Origin of the sequence: Nocardioides gansuensis (assembly GCF_003076135.1) — a bacterium.
Classification (GTDB): Bacteria; Actinomycetota; Actinomycetes; order Propionibacteriales; family Nocardioidaceae; genus Nocardioides; species Nocardioides gansuensis.
This window is the reverse complement of record NZ_QDGZ01000005.1, coordinates 317858-334111: the sequence shown is the minus strand read 5'-3', so window position 1 is coordinate 334111 and position 16254 is coordinate 317858. Positions and strand designations below refer to the sequence as shown.

Genomic DNA, 16254 nt, shown 5'->3' with positions numbered 1-16254 from the left:
ACCCACACCATTGTTTCAGGCGGGGGGAAGCAGGGCGACCCTGGGAGCCGGCCACCTGGCCGGGCGCGCTCACCCGGGAGGGACGGGCGCGTAGACGTGCGGCGCCAGCGTGCCGATGTCGCGCAGGTTGCGGTAGCGCTCGCGGTAGTCGAGGCCGTAGCCGACCACGAACTCGTTCGGGATGTCCCAGCCGACGTACTTCGGCTCGACCGGCATCGCCAGCGCCTCCGGTTTGCGCAGCAGGGTGGCGATCTCGACGCTCGCGGGGTTGCGGCTGCCGAGGTTGTTGACCAGCCAGCTGAGAGTCAGGCCGGTGTCGATGATCTCGTCCACGATCAGCACGTCGCGGCCGGAGATGTCGGAGTCGAGGTCCTTGAGGATGCGCACGACGCCGCTCGACTTGGTGCCGGAGCCGTAGGAGCTCACCGCCATCCAGTCCATCTCGACGTGGCGGTCCAGGGCCCGCGCGAGGTCGGCCATCACCATGACGGCGCCGCGCAGGACGCCGACCATCAGCAGCTCCTTGCCCTCGTAGTCGGCCCGGATCTGCTCGGCCATCTCGGCCAGCCGCCGCTGGATCTGCTGCTCCGTGAAGAGCACGTTGACGAGGTCCTGCTCCACCTGGGACGCGTCCATGGGCGCACAGCCTAGGCGGCCGGGCGGGCGGGGTCTGCAGGAGGCCGGGGGCAGGCCCGGCACGGCGGCCGAGAGGTCAGCGCGAGAGCTCGAAGGTCAGCAGGCCGTCGCGGCGTACGGCGCGCAGGTGGCCGGGCAGGTCGATCCACTTCTGCCCCCGCCACTCGGTCAGGAGGGCGTCGACCGCGAGCACGTGCTCGTGGAACAGCTCCGAGGGCGGGGACCCCGCCGCCACGGCGGCCGCGCGGATCACCCGCCGGCGCAGGGCCGGGTGCTGCTCGGCGAGCGGTGCGGCGTCGAGGCCATCGGCTCGCTGGACGCGGGCGAGGACCTCGTCGGCGAAGGCGTCGAGCAGCTCCATGTCGTCGCGCAGCTGGTCGGCCGTGCGCGCCAGCGTCTGCGCGATGCCGGGGCCGAGCTCGTCCTCGAGCACGGGGAGCACCCGGGTGCGCACGCGCACCCGGGTGAAGCCCGGATCGGCGTTGTGCGGGTCGACCCACGGCTCGAGGCCCTCGACCTGGCAGGCGGTGAGCGTGTCGTCCCGGCGCACGTCCAGCAGCGGCCTGGCGAACACGCCGTACGCCCGTCGCATGCCGGCCAGCGAGCGCCCGCCGGACCCGCGGGTGAGCCCGAGGAGGACGGTCTCGGCCTGGTCGTCCAGCGTGTGCCCGAGGAGCACGACGCTCGCGGCGAGGCGGTCGGCGACCTCCTCGAGCACGGCGTACCGCGCCTCCCGCGCGGCGGCCTCCGGACCGAGGCCGGAGGAGGAGACCGACACCGTGACGGTCATCGTCTCGTCGGCGCCCATCGCGCCCATCTGCGCCACGACCCGGGCGGCCTGCCCGGCCGAGCCCTCCTGGAGGCCGTGGTCGACCGTGACGCCGATGATCCGCAGGCCGCGCTTGTGGCCCTCGAAGAGGGTCGCGGAGAGCAGGGCCAGCGAGTCGGGCCCGCCCGAGCAGGCGACGACCACGGGACCGGCGCCGAGGTCCGCGAGCGCCTTGCGCACGCCGACCCGGACGGCCGCGACGGACGGGTGCAGGCTCATCCGGGGACCTTCGTCACGGGTGGGTCAGAGCACCCGGCGCATCCACGCGGCGGGGTCGCCGATCTCGGCCTTGGACGGCAGGTGCGCAGGCTCCTCCCAGACGGCGTTGAACTGCTCCATGCCGGCCTGGTCCACGATGTGGCGGACGAAGGCGGCGCCGTCGCGGTATTGCGCCATCTTGGCGTCGAGGCCCAGCAGCCTGCGCAGGACGCGGTCGAGGGTGCCGACGCCCTTGCGGCGCTCATTGAACCTCGCGCGGATCACGTCGACGCTCGGGATCACCGACGGCCCGACGCCGTCCATCACGACGTCGGCGTGGCCCTCGAGCAGCGACATCACGCCGGTGATCCGGTCGATGATCGCCTTCTGCTCCGGCGAGCTGACCAGGTCGAGCAGGCTGCCGCCACCGCCGCGGATCGCCTCGGAGACCCGCCGCAGCACGTCGTCGAGCATCCGGCTCGGCTCCATCGTCTCGGTCAGGGCCTGCATCTGGGAGAACAGGTGGTCGCGCATCCACGGGACGGCGGTGAACTGCACCCGGTGGGTCTCCTCGTGCAGGCACACCCAGAGCCGGAAGTCGGACTCGTCGGCGTCGATCTCGCGCTCGACGTGGACGATGTTGGGTGCCACCAGCAGCAGCCGGCCCGACGGCTCGTAGAAGGGGTCGAACTGGCCGAGGACCTTGGTGCCGAGGAAGCCCAGCAGCAGCCCGACCTCGGCGCCGGTGACCCGCGAGCCGATGGTGAGCGAGAGTCCCTGGGGGACGCCGCGCTTCTCGGCGAGCCGGCTGATCATCGGCTCCAGGATGCGCGAGAACCCGTCGGCGTTCGCCTGCACCCAGCCGCGGCGGTCGACGATCAGCACGGGGGCCGTGCGCTCGGCGGCGACCAGGCCGGTGAAGTCACGCACGAGGGCGGTCGACCTGTCCGCGTCGGCGCGCAGCTCGGCCACCACGGTTGCCGCATCGGCGGACGTGACCTCCGGCCCCTCGCCGGCGACCTTGGCCCCGAGGGTGACCGCGAAGTCCCAGTCGACCATCTTCGTCATGCAGCGACCCTACCGACCGGCACCACCTCCGGCGCCCCCTCCCGCGCCTCAGCCAGTGGTCGAGCAGCGGCAGGTCACCAGGTCGGCGGCGATCTCGTCGAGGGCGTCCTGGGCCTCGTCGCCCCTGCCCTCCCGCACGCGGTCCGCGGCCAGCACGAAGACGAGAGGGGTGCCGAGGCGGTCGACCGCCACGCCGGCGAGGGCGTGGACGCCGGTGAGCGTGCCGGTCTTCGCCCGGACCATGCCCCGGCCCTCCGGCGCTCCCTCGTCGAAGCGGTAGGTCAGCGAGCCGGTGAAGCCGGCGACCGGCAGGCCGCTGACCGCGGGCCGCAGCTCCGGGTGGGCGGGGCTCGCAGCGACGCGGAGCGCGCCCAGCAGTGTGCTGGGCGAGACGCGGTTGCGCCGCGACAGGCCGGAGCCGTCGTACACGACGTCGTCGCCGGTCTCGACGCCGAGCGCCTGCAGCGTGTCGAGCACCCCCCGGGCGCCGCCCTCGAAGGAGCCCTCCCCCGCCACGGCCAGGCCGACGTGGTGGGCGAGCAGCTCGGCGCCCTCGTTGTCGCTGACGTCGAGCACGCGCTCGACGATGTCGGCGAGCGGGGCGGACTCGACCGAGGCCAGGACCGGCGCGGCGGCGGGGGCGACGCCCGGGACGGGGCTGCCCTTCACCCTCACGCCTGCCTCGGCCAGGGCCCTGGCGAAGTCGGCGGCCGCCGTGGCGGCCGGGTCGTCGGAGCGGCCGTAGCCGTCGGGGTCCGCCCCCTCATCCACCCACAGGGCGGTGATCGGGGAGACGATGTCGTCGGGCACGTAGTCGGCGCGCCAGGCCGGGTTGTCGCTCGGCCCGGTGAAGAGGGACGCGTCGTAGACCAGGGTGACCGGGCGACGGGTGCGGCCCAGCGCCTTCGCGGTGCGCCGCGCCAGGGTGACGACGTCGGCGCGCTCGGGGTAGGCCGACGCCTCCTCCTCGGGGGTCAGCGGCTTGCCTGCGAGGTGCGGGTCACCACCGCCGACGAGCACCAGCTCACGGCGGGAGGCGCCGGTCACCACCTGGGTGGCGAACCGCCGCTCCGGGCCCAGCACCTCGAGCGCAGCGACGGCAGTCAGCACCTTGGTGGTCGACGCGGGCGTGAAGGCGTCGCCGCCCCACACCCAGTCGCCTTCCTGGCCGGACAGGCTGCCGACCGCGGCGACGACGTGCTTGCCGAGGTCCTTGTCCTCGAGTGCGGCTGCCAGGGCCGCCTCGACCCGTCGGGGGTCGACGGCGCCGCCCTGCCGGGGCGGTACGGCGGTTGCGACAGGCGGCGGCGCGCTCCATTCGGGCACGGAGAGCCCGGCGGGCGGCGCCACGGCCTCCGGCTCGGTGAGGGGGTCGGCGCTGAGGCCGGCGATCCTCACGTCGAGCTGCCCGACCACGGCGGCCGCGACGAGCAGGAGGAGCACGGCCGCGGTCGGCAGGCGGTGGGTCCACACGCCGGCGCCGCGGGCGTGGCGTGCGTCACGTCCCACTCGATTTCTCCCTGCTGCTTTGGCCCTCGCGGGCCATTGTGCGGGAGACTGCGCCCGACAGCGCGGTCCGGGCCCCCTCCCGAGACCCGCGGAGACCGCACCGGCGCCCGGCCGGGGCACCGATGACGTGGAGGATGCTGTGCTCGAGTTCGACGTGGTGATCGAGATCCCCAAGGGGTCCCGCAACAAGTACGAGATCGACCACGAGTCCGGGAAGATCTTCCTCGACCGGCTGCTCTTCACGTCGACCGCCTACCCCGAGGACTACGGCTTCATCGAGAACACCCTCGGCCAGGACGGCGACCCGCTCGACGCTCTGGTGATCCTGCAGGCGCCGACCTTCCCCGGCTGCCACATCAAGTGCCGCGCCATCGGCATGTTCCGGATGACCGACGAGGCCGGCGGCGACGACAAGGTGCTGTGCGTCCCCACCCACGACCCGCGCCTGGAGCACCTGCGCGACATCAACCACGTCTCCGAGTTCGACCGCCTGGAGATCCAGCACTTCTTCGAGGTCTACAAGGACCTCGAGCCGGGCAAGTCCGTCGAGGGCGCCAACTGGGTCGGCCGCACCGAGGCCGAGGCCGAGGTCCTGGCCTCCTTCGAGCGCTACGAGAAGACGCGCGCCGAGGAGCACTGAGCCTCCCCCGCTCGGCTCCAGCGGCCCCTGTAACGCCGGGTTGGTTGCTGTACCACCTATGAAACTTCATGGGGTGTACAAGCGGTAACCCGGCGTTACAGCTTCTTGAGCCAGGAGTCGCCGGGTCAGCGGGTGACGGCGACCGGCTCGGACATGCGAGCGAGCTTGTCGGGGTTGCGGATCGCGAGGACGCGGGTGACCCGGCCGTCCTCGATCGTGAGGCTGATCGCCGTGTCGAGCCCGTCGCCGCGGTCGGCCCGCAGCGCCAGTGCCCCGTTGAGCCAGAGCATCTCGACCGTGGCGTCGGGGGCGAGGCGCGGCAGGAACGCCAGGAACTTGGCCACGGTCTCCGCGCCGACGAGCGGACGCCGGGCCGCGGACACCTGGCCGCCGCCGTCGGCCACGAGCACGACGTCCGGGGCCAGCACGTCGAGCAGCCGCTGGAGGTCGCCGGCCAGGATCGCGGAGCGGAACCGCTCCACCACCGCCTCCTGCTCGGCGAGGCTCACCTCCATCCGCGGCCGCCGGGCCGCCACGTGGTCGCGCGCCCGGTGGGCGATCTGCCGCACGGCGGCAGGTGACTTGCCCACGGCCTCGGCGATCTCGTCGTACGGCGTGTCGAAGACCTCCCGCAGCACGAACACCGCCCGCTCGGTCGGCGCGAGCGTCTCGAGCACGGTGAGCATCGCCATCGAGATGCTCTCGGCCAGCTCGACGTCCTCGGCCACGTCGGGGCTGGTGAGCAGCGGCTCGGGCAGCCACTCGCCGACGTAGTCCTCGCGACGCCGCGCGAGCGTGCGCAGCCGGTTGAGCGCCAGCCGCGTGGTGATCCGCACGAGGTAGGCGCGCGGGTCGCGCACCTCCCCGCGGTCCTGGTCGGCCCACCGCAGCCAGGTCTCCTGGACGACGTCCTCGGCGTCGGCGGCCGAGCCGAGCATCTCGTAGGCGACCGTGAACAGCAGGCTGCGGTGGGTGACGAACGGGTCGTCGCTCATGCGCGGGAGGGTACGCCGCGTCCCGCCGCCGACGGCTCGGCGAGGGGCTTCAGGCCGCAGGCCGCCGCGAAGCCCTGGGCCTCGATGCCGAACGCGGTGTTGGTGCGGGTGTAGACGTTCGCCAGCCCGATGAAGGCGCTCAGCTCCACCAGCGCCGCCGCCCCGAGCTGCTGCAGCAGCCGGTCCGACAGCTCGTCGGTCACGGTCGGCGGCGTGTGGGTCATCGCCTCGGCGTACTCCATGACGTCGCGCTCGAGCGGCGTGAAGGCGTCCGACTCGCGCCAGCGCGGCACCTCCCGGGCCTTGGCCTCGTCGAGCCCCTCGTTGTGGGCCATGAAGTAGCCGAAGTCCAGGCACCAGGTGCAGCCGACGAGCGAGGCGACCGCCATGTGCGCGAACGACTTCAGGTCCTCCGGGCACTCGTCCCACTTCCGCGACTTCTGGCCGAGCCCGAAGTAGAACTTGAGGACCTTCGGGTTGTGCCAGTAGACGCCCACCGGCTCGGGGAGGTCGCCGAGCATCTTCCTGGCGAGCCTCTTCACGATCGCCCCGTAGAGCCCCGTGACCTCGGCGGCGGGGATCCTGGTCGTGCTGGTCATGTCTCCTCCTGGTGTGGATGGGTCCTTGCCATGGAGACACCGCACGACGCCGCGGTGTGACAGCTCAGGCCCGAACGGCGCGGAAATATCCGATGCCGCCGCTCATCGCGAGCCGTACGTCACGGCAGCCGGCCGCTGAGAGCCAGGCCCTGGCCTGGTCGGCCGTGCACATCGGCCCGAGGACGCCGGCGGCCGTGCCCATCCGGCGGGCCACCTCGAGGCGCCAGCCCGCGCCGAGGAACATCGAGCTGCCGGTGATGGCCCCACCGGCGCGGAGCACCCGCACCATCTCGCGCACCGCCCGCTGCGGGTCGGGGAAGCAGTGCAGCCCGGTGAAGCTGACGACCAGGTCGAAGGAGCCGTCGTCGAAGGGCAGTCGAGCCCCTGGCCGGGGCGCAGGCCACGCAGCGCCACGCCCCCACCCGTCGGCACGTCGAGGACACGCGATCCCGGGGGCAGGGCCGCGATCTCCTCGGCCGCGGCGTAGAGCCACCGCAGGTCGCTGCCGAGCCCGAGCCGCCAGGCGGGCACCCCGATGGCCGGGTGCTCCACGAGCCAGTCGTAGACAGTGGCCCAGAGCGGGTCCTCGTCCCAGCCGCCCAGGCCCGGGACGCGTCGGCGGGCCCGGTCGCTCCGGGCGGGCAGCCTCACGACTCGCGCCCCAGCAGCGCCTCGGAGCGCAGCATCACCTCGGGCACGCCGCAAGCGGCGCGGGCGGATGGCCGGGTCCCAGGAGGTGCGTCCTGCGTCGCCATGGTGGTCACCGTACTGAGGGCGGACGAGCGGGGCGACGCGTCCGCACCTCGGCGGCGAGGCCCTCCGCACCCTGCGCGGCTGCCTGACATGCTTGGGCACGTGAACCGCCCCGAGCCCGAGACCGACCTGGGCCGCATGCCCTACAACTTCTCGATCGTCGGCGTGCAGAAGAGCGGGACGTCCACCCTGTCGGGGACCATCAGCCAGCACCGGTTCGTGTGCCGCCCCCCGCGCAAGGAGGCGCACTTCTTCAACAACGAGGACTACGACTGGGAGCACCCCGACTACGAGCGCGACTACACCGCGCCGCGACGGGCGAAGGTGCACCGCCTCGTCGGCGACTCCACCCCGGTCTACCTGTTCTGGCCGCACGCGCTGGAGCGGATGCACGCCTACAAGCCGGACATGCCGCTGATCGCGGTCTTCCGCGACCCCCTCGAGCGGCTCTTCTCGCACTGGACGATGCTGCGCACGCGCAACCCCGACTGGCCCGACTGGCCGGGCTTCCTCACGGAGTTCCGCCCCATGACGCTGCCGACCGAGCTGCCGGGCGGAGTGCGGGCGATGCGCTACAAGCACATGTCGGGGATTGCGCGTGGCTACTACGGCGCCCAGCTCCAGCGGGGCTTCGAGATCTTCCCGCGCGAGCAGTGGCTCCTGCTGGAGTTCCGCTCGATGCTGGCCGACTGGGACACCTGCGTCGACCGCACCACCGACCACCTCGGGCTGCCGCGCTTCGACCAGCGGCCGCCGCTGCGCAACCGCTATGCCGGCGCCGAGCTGGTCACGGGGACGGCGCCGACGGCCGAGGACCTGGCGTCGCTGGCCGAGCTGTACGCCGCGGACCTGGCCCTCTTCGAGCGGCTCTCCGGGATCGACACGTCCGGGTGGCCGACCCGCCAGGTGCTCGACGGGTCGCTCGAGCCCGGTGGGCTGGCCGCGCGCTTCGCGAAGAAGGTCGCGCCGCTGCCGGCCTGAGGCCTGCCGGATCTCAGGGGCGGGCGAAGAAGTCGGGCGCCTGCCAGGCGTAGATCGACTCCTCGACGACTGGCCGGCCGGTGCGCGGCGCGTGGACCATCATCCCGCCGCCGGTGTAGAGGCCGACGTGGTAGATCGAGCCCGGGCTGCTGCTCGAGCCCCAGAAGACCAGGTCGCCGGGCGCCAACTGGGCTGCCGTGATCGGCGTGGACTGGGTGTACTGCGCCACGGAGTAGTGCGGGAGCGACTTCCCGCCTGCCGACCACGCCCCCATCGTCAGGCCGGAGCAGTCCCACGCGTTCGGGCCGGCGGCGCCCCACTTGTAGGGATCACCGATCTGCTGCCGGGCGTGCGCGATCGCGGCCGCCGGGCTGCCCGTCGGAGCGGGGGCGGTCGTGGGCGGTGGGGGCGGCGTCGGGGTCGGAGTCGGCTTGGGGGTCGGGCTCGGAGCCGGCGTCGGGGTCGCGCTCGGCGTCGGAGTCGGTGTCGGAGTCGGTGTCGGAGTCGGTGTCGGAGTGGCGCTGGGAGTCGGCGTCGCCGTCGGGGTGGGCGTGGCGCTCGGTGTGGGCGTCGCGCTGGCGACTGGAGTCGGCTTGGGCGTCGCACTCGGCATGGGAGTGGCGCTCGGTGTCGTCGGGGCCTTCGGCGTCGGCGCCGGGGTCGGCGTGGCCGACTCCTGGGCCGCCTTGGCGGCCTCCTCCAGCGCCTTCTGCTCCGCCTCGAGGGCGGCCTGCTGGGCGGCGGCCGCGGCCTCCGCAGCCTCCCTCTCGAGCGCCGTCTGCCGCTGCTCGGCCAGCCTGACGCTGATGCCCTGCAGCGTCGCCAGCTCGGAGATCAGCTCGTCCCTGGCCGCGGCGATCTGCTCCGACTCGGCCAGGGCGGACGCCTCCGCGGCTGCGGCGGCGTCGCGCGCGGCTGCCGCCTCCGCCTCCAGCTGCTCTGCCTCCGCACGCCGCTCCTCGGCGCGCAGGCTGGTGGCCTCCGCCAGCGTGGCGGCGGCGTGGAACGCGTCGTACCTCGCATCGAGGGCGTCCTCGGCGTTGATCATCGTGCTCGTGCGGTCGAGGACTTCCTCGATGCCGTCGGCCTCGGCCACGGCCGCCAGGCCGGTGACCGTGGGGGCCAGCTCATAGCTGCGGACCACGGTCTGGGAGTACGCCGCCTGCTGGCGCTGCACGTCGGCGAGCGCTGCCCTGGCCGCCCGGGCGGCGGCGGCGGCAGCCTCTCGCGCCTGCTCGGCCCGGTAGACCGCACCGTTGTAGGCCTCGGCGGCCTGCGCCGCGGCGACCGCTGACTGCTGGAGCCGCTCGTTGGCGCGGATCAGGTCGCCCTGGACCGCCGCGACGTCGCGCTCCTGGTGGCGCGCGGCCCGCTCGGCGTCCGCAACCTCCTCCTCCGAGGGCACGCTCTCGTCGGCCCACGCCGTGGTCATCCCCGCGGCGAGGGTCAGGCTCATGGCAGCGACGCCCACCCAGCCCAGCCGGTGGCGGCTGGGCGTGGCGGAGCCGCGTGGAGGCAGGGCTCGCACGGTCTCTTCCCCTTGCAGTTGTCAGCACCGTCTCCGGTGGCGGTCCGTGACCCGGGCGGCTTCCCAACCACTCAGGGCACTCGTGACACGTTAGTGATCATTCGTCACATGGGGAACAGTTTTTACCAAAACTTCTCAACTGCCCGGCGTGTCGGCTTGACGTACTACAGGGGTGTAATTCATACGGCGCGTCAGTCGGCCTCGACGGGCACCTTGGCCGTCGTCGACGTCGGATGCGAGGCGAGCCCGTGTCTGTCGAACTTCTGCCCGCTTGCGAGCCCGCCGAGCCAGAAGGACACCAGGGCGATGACGACCCCGGCGATGTCGTCGGCGACGTAGTGCCAGCCGAAGTAGAGGGTCGCGACGCAGGTGACGGCGAAGTTGACCCAGAAGACCCACTGGAGGAGCCGGTTGCGCAGGGTGTACTGCACCATCAGGGCCACCAGCAGGGTGATCGCGACGTGCAGGCTCGCGAAGCCCGCCACCGACTGCACGGCTCCGACCGTGCCGTCGCGGAGCACGCCCTTGCGGGCGTAGAAGAGCGACTCCATCAGCACGCCCGACCCGGTCTCCGGCAGGTCGCTGTAGAGCCACGAGTAGGCGAAACCCGGGCCCAGCGTCGGCAGCGCGTAGTAGGACGCCGTGCCGAGGCTCCAGGCCAGGCACTGGGAGGTGGCGAACCAGTAGCCGAAGGTGATGTTGCGCGACCAGATCAGCCACGCGGTCAGGGCGAGCGGCACCAGTGGCAGGAACCACAGGTAGATCGACGAGAGGATGTGGGCGCTGAAGCCGGTGCCGAAGATGGTGTGCAGCACCGTGGCCGGCTCGTGGCCGAAGAACAGCACCCGGTCGATCAGGTGCAGCTCGCGGTCGAACTTCTCGTCGCCCATGATGAACGGCAGGAACGACTTGAGGTTGCGGTAGCAGACGTAGGTCACGTAGAAGCACACGACGCCCAGCACGGTGAGCACCAGCCGGTCGCGCGTCCAGTGCTCACGCAGCCGCTCACGCACGATGCCGGGCATCAGCTTGGGGTTGAAGCGGGAGACCCACAGGGTGCGCGGCAGCAGGTCGAGGAGCAGCGCTCCGAGGATCAGCAGCGGCAGCCTCAGCCAGGACGGCCCGAGGAAGCCCTCGGGGTCGACCATCCTGCGGTCGAGCACGATCGCCGCGGTGACCGCAAGGAGGCCCATGACGGCCGCGGTTCCGACGAGAAGGGCGTAGGCCGGGCGATACACGCAGGCCAGTCTAGGGATCGGTCCCAGCGTCACCCGGTGGGGATCGGCGCCACCCTGCTCGGGTCGACCCGCAGCGACACCCGCTCGCCCGGCGCGTGGTGGCTGCCCAGGGGCGCGACGGCGTCGAGGTCGCCGATCCCGTCCACGTCCACCACGAGGCGCACCTGGTCCGGCGTCGCGCGGGCCGACACCACGGTCCCCGGGAGGCAGCCGGCCTCGTCGGCGACGAGCGCCGAGCGGCGTACGGCGAGGCTCGCCGTCGCCGGCTGGCCGGCTGCGGCGAGCACCCGGGCGGCGTCGGCACCGGTCAGCACCCGCGCATAGCCGAGGAACAGGGCCGTCTCCTCGTCGGCCGGCGCAGCCCAGACGTCGGCGATCGGACCCGACTGCACGAGGCGGCCACGGCGCATCACGGCCAGCCGGTCGGCCACGGTGAACGCCTCGTCGTGGTCGTGGGTCACCATCAGGGCGGTCGTGCCTGCTGCCCTCAGGATGCCGCGGAGGTCGACGGCGAGCCGCTCGCGCAGGGTGGCGTCGAGCGCCGACAGCGGCTCGTCGAGCAGCAGGAGCCGGGGCTCGACCGCGAGCGCGCGGGCCAGGGCCACCCGCTGCCGCTCGCCGCCGGACAGGGTGGCCGGCAGCCGGTCGGCGTACCCCGTCAGACCGACGAGCTCGAGCAACTCGGCGACGCGGGACGCAGTCTCGGCTCGGCCGAGACGCCGCAGGCGCAGGGCGTAGCCGACGTTGCGCGCGACCGAGAGGTGGGCGAAGAGCTGGCCGTCCTGGAACATCAGAGCGAAGCCCCGCTTGTGCGTCGGCAGGTGGTCGACGTCCTCGCCGGCGAAGCGGATGCGGCCCTCCGTGAGCGGCTCGAGCCCGGCCACCGCCCGCAGCAGGGTCGACTTGCCGCAGCCCGAGGGGCCGAGGACGGCGAGCACCTCGCCGTGCGGGAGCTCGAGGCTGACGCGGTCGACGGCGGTGACGCCGTCGTAGGCCACGGTGACGTCCGAGAGGGAGAGGGCCGTGGTCGTCACGTCAGAAGGCTCCCACGCTGGGCACCCGGAGCCGCTCCACCGCGAGCACGACGACGGCGGTGGCGGCGGCGAGCACGACGGAGGCGGCCAGTGCCATGCCGTAGTTCATCTCGCCGGGGTGGCCGATCAGCCGGAAGATCACCACGGGCACGGTCGGCCGCTCGTCGCGGGCGAGGAACGCGGTCGCGCCGAATTCACCCAGCGAGACGGCGAAGGCGAATCCACTGGCCGCCACCAGCGGCTTCCAGAGCGCAGGCAGGTCCACGGTGAGCAGGGCGCGCCACGGCGTGGCGCCGAGCGACGCCGCCGCCTGGCGCTGGCGGTCGTCGATGCCGGCCAGGACGGGCACGATGGTGCGTACGACGAGGGGCAGGGCGACCAGGGCCTGCGCGATCGGGACCAGGAGGGCCGAGTCGCGCAGGTCGACGGGCGGCCGGTCGAGGGTGATCAGGAAGCCGAAGCCCAGCGTCACCGCCGAGACGCCGAGCGGAAGCATGAAGAAGCCGTCGAGCACCGACCGCACCCGCCGCTCGGTGCGCGTGTGGGAGCGCCGGGTCACCACGATGCCGACCACGAGCCCGAACAGCAGCGCCATCCAGGTCGCGTCGACGGCCGTGCGCAGGGACGTGACCAGCGCCTCGGTCACCGGCACCAGCAGCGCCCCGTCGTCGCCGGTCGTCGTGAGCGCCCGGTAGTTGTCGAGCCCCCAGCCCTCCGTGGTCTGCAGCGACCCGGCGACCAGGGTGGCGATCGGGGCGGCGACCGCGAGGAGGAGCACGCCGGTCGCCGCGACGGCCGGCACGTCGGGGACCCGCACCCCGCGGGCCCGCACGACAGCGCGGTGGGCGCTGGGGTCCGGCACCGCCCGGAGCCGGGCCGCGAGCGCGAGGAGCACGGTGACCACCAGCAGCTGCAGGACCGACAGGGCGGCCGCCGCCTGCAGGTCGAACAGGGTCGTGGTCAGCAGGTAGATCTCGGTCTCGACGGTCGCGTAGCGCACACCGCCGAGGGTGAGCACGATGCCGAAGGCGGTCGCGCAGAAGAGGAACACCACGCTCGCCGCCCCCACGACCGCCGGCCGCAGCGCGGGCAGCGTGACCGTGCGGAAAACCTGCCACGGCGTCGCGCCCAGCGCGGCGGCCGCCTCGCCGGGCCGCGGATCGAGCGACTCCCAGGCGGCACCGACCGCCCGGACCACCACGGCCACGTTGAAGAACACCAGGCCGGCGATGATCGCCACCGGGGTGCCGTCGAGGCCGAGGAAGCCGAGCGGCCCGCTCTCACCCAGCAGCTCCCGGAACGCCACGCCGACGACCACGGTCGGCAGCACGAACGGCACGAGCAGGGCCGCGCGCACGAGCCGGCGGCCGGGGATCGCCAGCCGGTGCAGCGCGAAGGCCGCCGGCATCCCCAGCACCACCGACAGCAGCGTCGCGGCGGAGGCCGACCACACCGTGAACCAGGCGACCCGGTGCACCCGGGGCCTGGCCAGCACCTCCAGCACCCCGCCGGGGTCGAAGGCGCCGTCGGGCCAGAAGCCGAGCGCCACCATGCCGCTGACGGGCAGCACGAAGAAGACCCCGAGCACCAGCACCGGCCCCACGGCGAGGCCGGCGAGGGTGAGGAGTCGGCGCGTCAGCGCGTGGTGATGTCCTGCCACTCCGTCAGCCACTCCTCGCGGTGGGCGGCGATGTCCTCCGGGGACACCTCGAGCGGCTCGGTCGGCTGCTCGGCGTGCTTCGCCCAGTCGTCGGGGATGGTCGCGGTGGCGCTCACCGGGAAGACGTACATCGAGGTCGGCAGGGCCGACTGCACCTCGTCGGTGAGCAGCCACTCGATCACCGCCTGGCCCCCGACCGGGTTGTCGGCGCCCGCCAGCACCCCGGCGTACTCCACCTGCCGGAAGCAGGTGTCGAGCAGCGCCTCGGTGGTCGACTCGTCGGCGCCCTCCGGGACGGTGAAGGCGGGCGAGGAGTCGTAGGACAGCACGATCGGGCGGGTGCCCTTGCCGCCGCCCTGGGTGAAGTCGCCGTAGTAGGCGTCCTCCCAGCCGTCGACGATCTTCACGTCGTTGGCGATCAGGTCGGCCCAGTAGTCGTGCCAGCCGTCCTCGCCGTACTCCGCGACGGTGGCGAGCAGGAAGGCCATGCCGGGCGAGCTGGTGGGGGCGCCGGGGGTGACGAAGAGGCCCTTGTACGCCGGGTCCACGAGGTCGTCGAGCGTCCGCGGCGGCTCCAGCCCCTCCTCCTCGAACCAGGTGCGGTCGATGTTGACGCAAACGCTGCCCGTGTCGATCGGGGTGAGCCGGTCGGCGCCCTCCTCGAGCACGTGGTCCTCCGCGCCCTCGGGCAGCGTCGGCGAGAACGCGTCGAAGACGTCCTCGTCGAGGGGCCGCGAGGCGAAGGTGTTGTCGATGCCGAAGGCGACGTCGCCGGTGGGGTTGTCGGCCGTGAGCGACAGCTTGGCCGCCAGCGTGCCTGCGTCCCCGGCGGCGCGGGTCGTCAGGTCGTAGCCCGACTCCGACTCGAACGCCTTCACGAGCTTCTCCGGCAGGTGGAAGGACTCGTGGGTGACGAGGACGACCTCGCCGCCGGCCTCCTCGGCGGCCCCCGGGGTGCTCGGCGAGGGCTCGGGCGCCTCGGCGGTTTCGCCGCCCATCGTGCTGCAGCCCGTCACGAGGAGGGCGGTGGCGGCGAACATGCGTGCGCGCAGGCGCGTGGTCATGTGCGACTCCCTATCGCCGGTGCTAACCGGATCAGGTTCGGAGGGTCTGCGGCTGTCCCGCACTCTCAGCACGTGTGCACGTGCTCCCCTGTCTGTTGACTCGCGACTCTACTCCGAGGCGCACCGGCGTTCCGCCACGGTCCGCGCGCGACTAGGTTGTCGGCCGTGCCGAGCCTCCAGCATGACGCCCTCGCTGCCCTCATCCCGCGGCTGCGCCGCAGCCGCGAGCTCGACACCGAGGCCAACGAGCGGGCCCGCGTCGTCGCCTGGCACGAGCGGCTCGACCGGTCGCTGCCGACGGGTGCCGTGCCCGGCTTCGCCCGGCGCTTCAGCGTGGTCACCGAGGACATCGGCTTCCCCTCGCACGTCGTGACGCCGCGCCACCTGACGCCGATCCGGACGATCTACTACGTGCACGGCGGCGGCTTCATGGCGCCGATCGACGCGCACCACGTCCGCTACGCCACGCGGCTGGCCCGCGCGCTGCGGGCGCGGGTGGTGCTGCCGGACTACCCGCTGGCGCCCGAGCACACCTGGCGCGACTCCCACGAGGCGCTGGTCGCCCACGCCAGCCGGTGGGCGGACGAGCCGGGCGGCCTCGTGCTCGCCGGTGACTCGGCCGGGGGTGGGCTCGCCCTGGCGATCGCGGTCGCGATGCGCGACCGCGGCGCCACGCCGGCCACCCACCTCGTGCTGCACGCGCCGTGGGGCGACCTGACGACGAGCACCCCGGAGACGGCCGAGTTCGACAAGGTCGACCGCTGGCTCTTCCTCGGCAAGCTGCACGCGTACGCCGTGTGGTGGGCGGGGTCGGAGGCGGACCTCGGCCGCCCGGAGGTCTCCCCCGCGCTGGCCGACCTGGACGGGCTGCCGCCCGGGATCATGCTCTACGGCACGCGTGACCTGCTGGCTCCGGGCTGCCGCCTCCTCGCCCGGCGCGCCGCGGAGTCGAGCTGGGACCTCACCGTGGTCGAGGAGCCGGACCTGATCCACGTCTACGGGCTCCTGCCGCTGCTCCCCGAGGCGCGACGGGCGTTCCGCCAGGTCGTGGAGGCAGTCTCATGACGGACGACGACGTCTCCGCCCGCGCCACCGTGCGGACAGTCTCGATCGACGACCTCGACGTGCGCGCGTCGTACGCGCTGTGGCGGCTGCGACAGCAGGTCTTCGTCGTCGAGCAGGGCTCGCCCTACCCCGACCTCGACGGCCGCGACCTGGACCCGTCGACCCGCCATCTGCTGCTCGAGGTGGACGGCGAGCTGGTCGGCTGCCTCCGGCTGCTCGAGGAGGGCGACTACCTGAGGATCGGGCGTGTCGTCGTCTCGCCGGCGCACCGCGAACAGGGGCTCGCGGCCCGGCTGGTCGACGAGGCCATGGCGCTCGCCGGCGACCGCGAGGTGCGGCTGGACGCGCAAGTGGGCCTGGTCCCCTGGTATGCCCGGTGGGGGTTCACGCCGAGCGGGCCGGAGTTCGACGAAGATGGCGTGTGGCACCGGCCGATGGTGCGACCGGCCCGCTGACG

Annotated in this window: 16 protein-coding genes and 1 riboswitch; of the genes, 4 read left to right on the top strand and 12 right to left on the bottom strand. The window is 73.2% G+C overall.

All coding sequences use genetic code 11. The annotated features are described in order from the left end of the window. Positions 1–69: 69 nt before the first annotated feature. The 4 genes from hpt to dacB all read right to left on the bottom strand — a co-directional run bounded on the left by hpt (position 70) and on the right by dacB (position 4240). The gene (hpt, locus tag DDE18_RS13435) at positions 70–636 is read right to left on the bottom strand and encodes a hypoxanthine phosphoribosyltransferase (protein WP_116572760.1); all 567 of its coding nucleotides are present in this window, start codon (positions 634–636) and stop codon (positions 70–72) included. Between the two features lie 76 nt (positions 637–712). Then, entirely contained in the window at positions 713–1684 is a 972-nt protein-coding gene (gene tilS, locus DDE18_RS13430) for a tRNA lysidine(34) synthetase TilS (RefSeq protein WP_116572759.1), read from the bottom strand. Positions 1685–1708: 24 nt separating this feature from the next. Continuing rightward, positions 1709–2731: a zinc-dependent metalloprotease gene (locus DDE18_RS13425; protein WP_245916683.1), complete on the bottom strand. Its 1023-nt coding sequence runs from the start codon at positions 2729–2731 to the stop codon at positions 1709–1711. Positions 2732–2779: 48 nt separating this feature from the next. Then, complete coding sequence (gene dacB, locus DDE18_RS13420; RefSeq protein WP_165821150.1) at positions 2780–4240, bottom strand: D-alanyl-D-alanine carboxypeptidase/D-alanyl-D-alanine endopeptidase; 1461 nt, start codon at positions 4238–4240, stop codon at positions 2780–2782. 139 nt (positions 4241–4379) lie between these two features. Between dacB and DDE18_RS13415 the strand changes: the two genes are divergently transcribed. Next, positions 4380–4880, top strand: a complete 501-nt coding sequence (locus DDE18_RS13415) for an inorganic diphosphatase (RefSeq protein ID WP_211754541.1) — start codon at positions 4380–4382, stop codon at positions 4878–4880. A 125-nt stretch (positions 4881–5005) separates the two neighbouring features. Here DDE18_RS13415 and DDE18_RS13410 read toward each other — a convergent pair whose 3' ends face one another. The 3 genes from DDE18_RS13410 to DDE18_RS13400 form a co-directional block, all read right to left on the bottom strand. Then, a complete protein-coding gene (locus tag DDE18_RS13410; protein WP_116572756.1) occupies positions 5006–5875 on the bottom strand; it encodes an RNA polymerase sigma-70 factor in 870 nt (289 codons plus the stop codon). After that, on the bottom strand, positions 5872–6474 hold the full coding sequence (locus DDE18_RS13405) for a carboxymuconolactone decarboxylase family protein (RefSeq protein WP_116572755.1): 603 nt from the start codon (positions 6472–6474) through the stop codon (positions 5872–5874). Before DDE18_RS13405 ends, DDE18_RS13410 begins: the two co-directional genes overlap by 4 nt. A gap of 64 nt (positions 6475–6538) precedes the next feature. After that, entirely contained in the window at positions 6539–6967 is a 429-nt protein-coding gene (locus DDE18_RS13400) for a class I SAM-dependent methyltransferase (RefSeq protein WP_245916681.1), read from the bottom strand. 362 nt (positions 6968–7329) lie between these two features. On the opposite strand from DDE18_RS13400, the gene DDE18_RS13395 reads away from it, so the two are divergent. Beyond that, complete coding sequence (locus DDE18_RS13395) at positions 7330–8208, top strand: sulfotransferase domain-containing protein (RefSeq protein ID WP_165821149.1); 879 nt, start codon at positions 7330–7332, stop codon at positions 8206–8208. 13 nt (positions 8209–8221) lie between these two features. Here the strand turns inward: DDE18_RS13395 and DDE18_RS23375 are convergent, their stop codons facing one another. The 5 genes from DDE18_RS23375 to DDE18_RS13365 all read right to left on the bottom strand — a co-directional run bounded on the left by DDE18_RS23375 (position 8222) and on the right by DDE18_RS13365 (position 14732). Beyond that, positions 8222–9736 carry a C40 family peptidase gene (locus DDE18_RS23375; protein ID WP_245916680.1) on the bottom strand — a complete coding sequence of 505 codons (1515 nt, stop codon included), beginning with the start codon at positions 9734–9736 and terminating at the stop codon, positions 8222–8224. Positions 9737–9927: 191 nt separating this feature from the next. After that, entirely contained in the window at positions 9928–10974 is a 1047-nt protein-coding gene (locus tag DDE18_RS13380; RefSeq protein WP_245916679.1) for a phosphatase PAP2 family protein, read from the bottom strand. A 29-nt stretch (positions 10975–11003) separates the two neighbouring features. Next, positions 11004–12008 carry an ABC transporter ATP-binding protein gene (locus tag DDE18_RS13375; RefSeq protein WP_116572752.1) on the bottom strand — a complete coding sequence of 335 codons (1005 nt, stop codon included), beginning with the start codon at positions 12006–12008 and terminating at the stop codon, positions 11004–11006. Position 12009: 1 nt separating this feature from the next. Continuing rightward, the gene (locus tag DDE18_RS13370) at positions 12010–13668 is read right to left on the bottom strand and encodes an ABC transporter permease (protein WP_245916678.1); all 1659 of its coding nucleotides are present in this window, start codon (positions 13666–13668) and stop codon (positions 12010–12012) included. Further along, positions 13644–14732, bottom strand: coding sequence for a thiamine ABC transporter substrate-binding protein (locus DDE18_RS13365; RefSeq protein ID WP_116572751.1), 1089 nt, complete (start codon positions 14730–14732; stop codon positions 13644–13646). The genes DDE18_RS13370 and DDE18_RS13365 overlap by 25 nt, the downstream gene beginning before the upstream one ends. After that, a riboswitch (TPP riboswitch) is annotated at positions 14723–14832 on the bottom strand. Its footprint overlaps the gene before it by 10 nt. A gap of 65 nt (positions 14833–14897) precedes the next feature. Here DDE18_RS13365 and DDE18_RS13360 point away from each other — a divergent pair. Together DDE18_RS13360 and DDE18_RS13355 are read left to right on the top strand one after the other, a co-directional pair. Beyond that, a complete protein-coding gene (locus DDE18_RS13360; RefSeq protein WP_116572750.1) occupies positions 14898–15797 on the top strand; it encodes an alpha/beta hydrolase in 900 nt (299 codons plus the stop codon). Beyond that, entirely contained in the window at positions 15794–16252 is a 459-nt protein-coding gene (locus DDE18_RS13355) for a GNAT family N-acetyltransferase (protein ID WP_116572749.1), read from the top strand. The genes DDE18_RS13360 and DDE18_RS13355 overlap by 4 nt, the downstream gene beginning before the upstream one ends. The last annotated feature ends 2 nt before the right edge of the window (positions 16253–16254 follow it).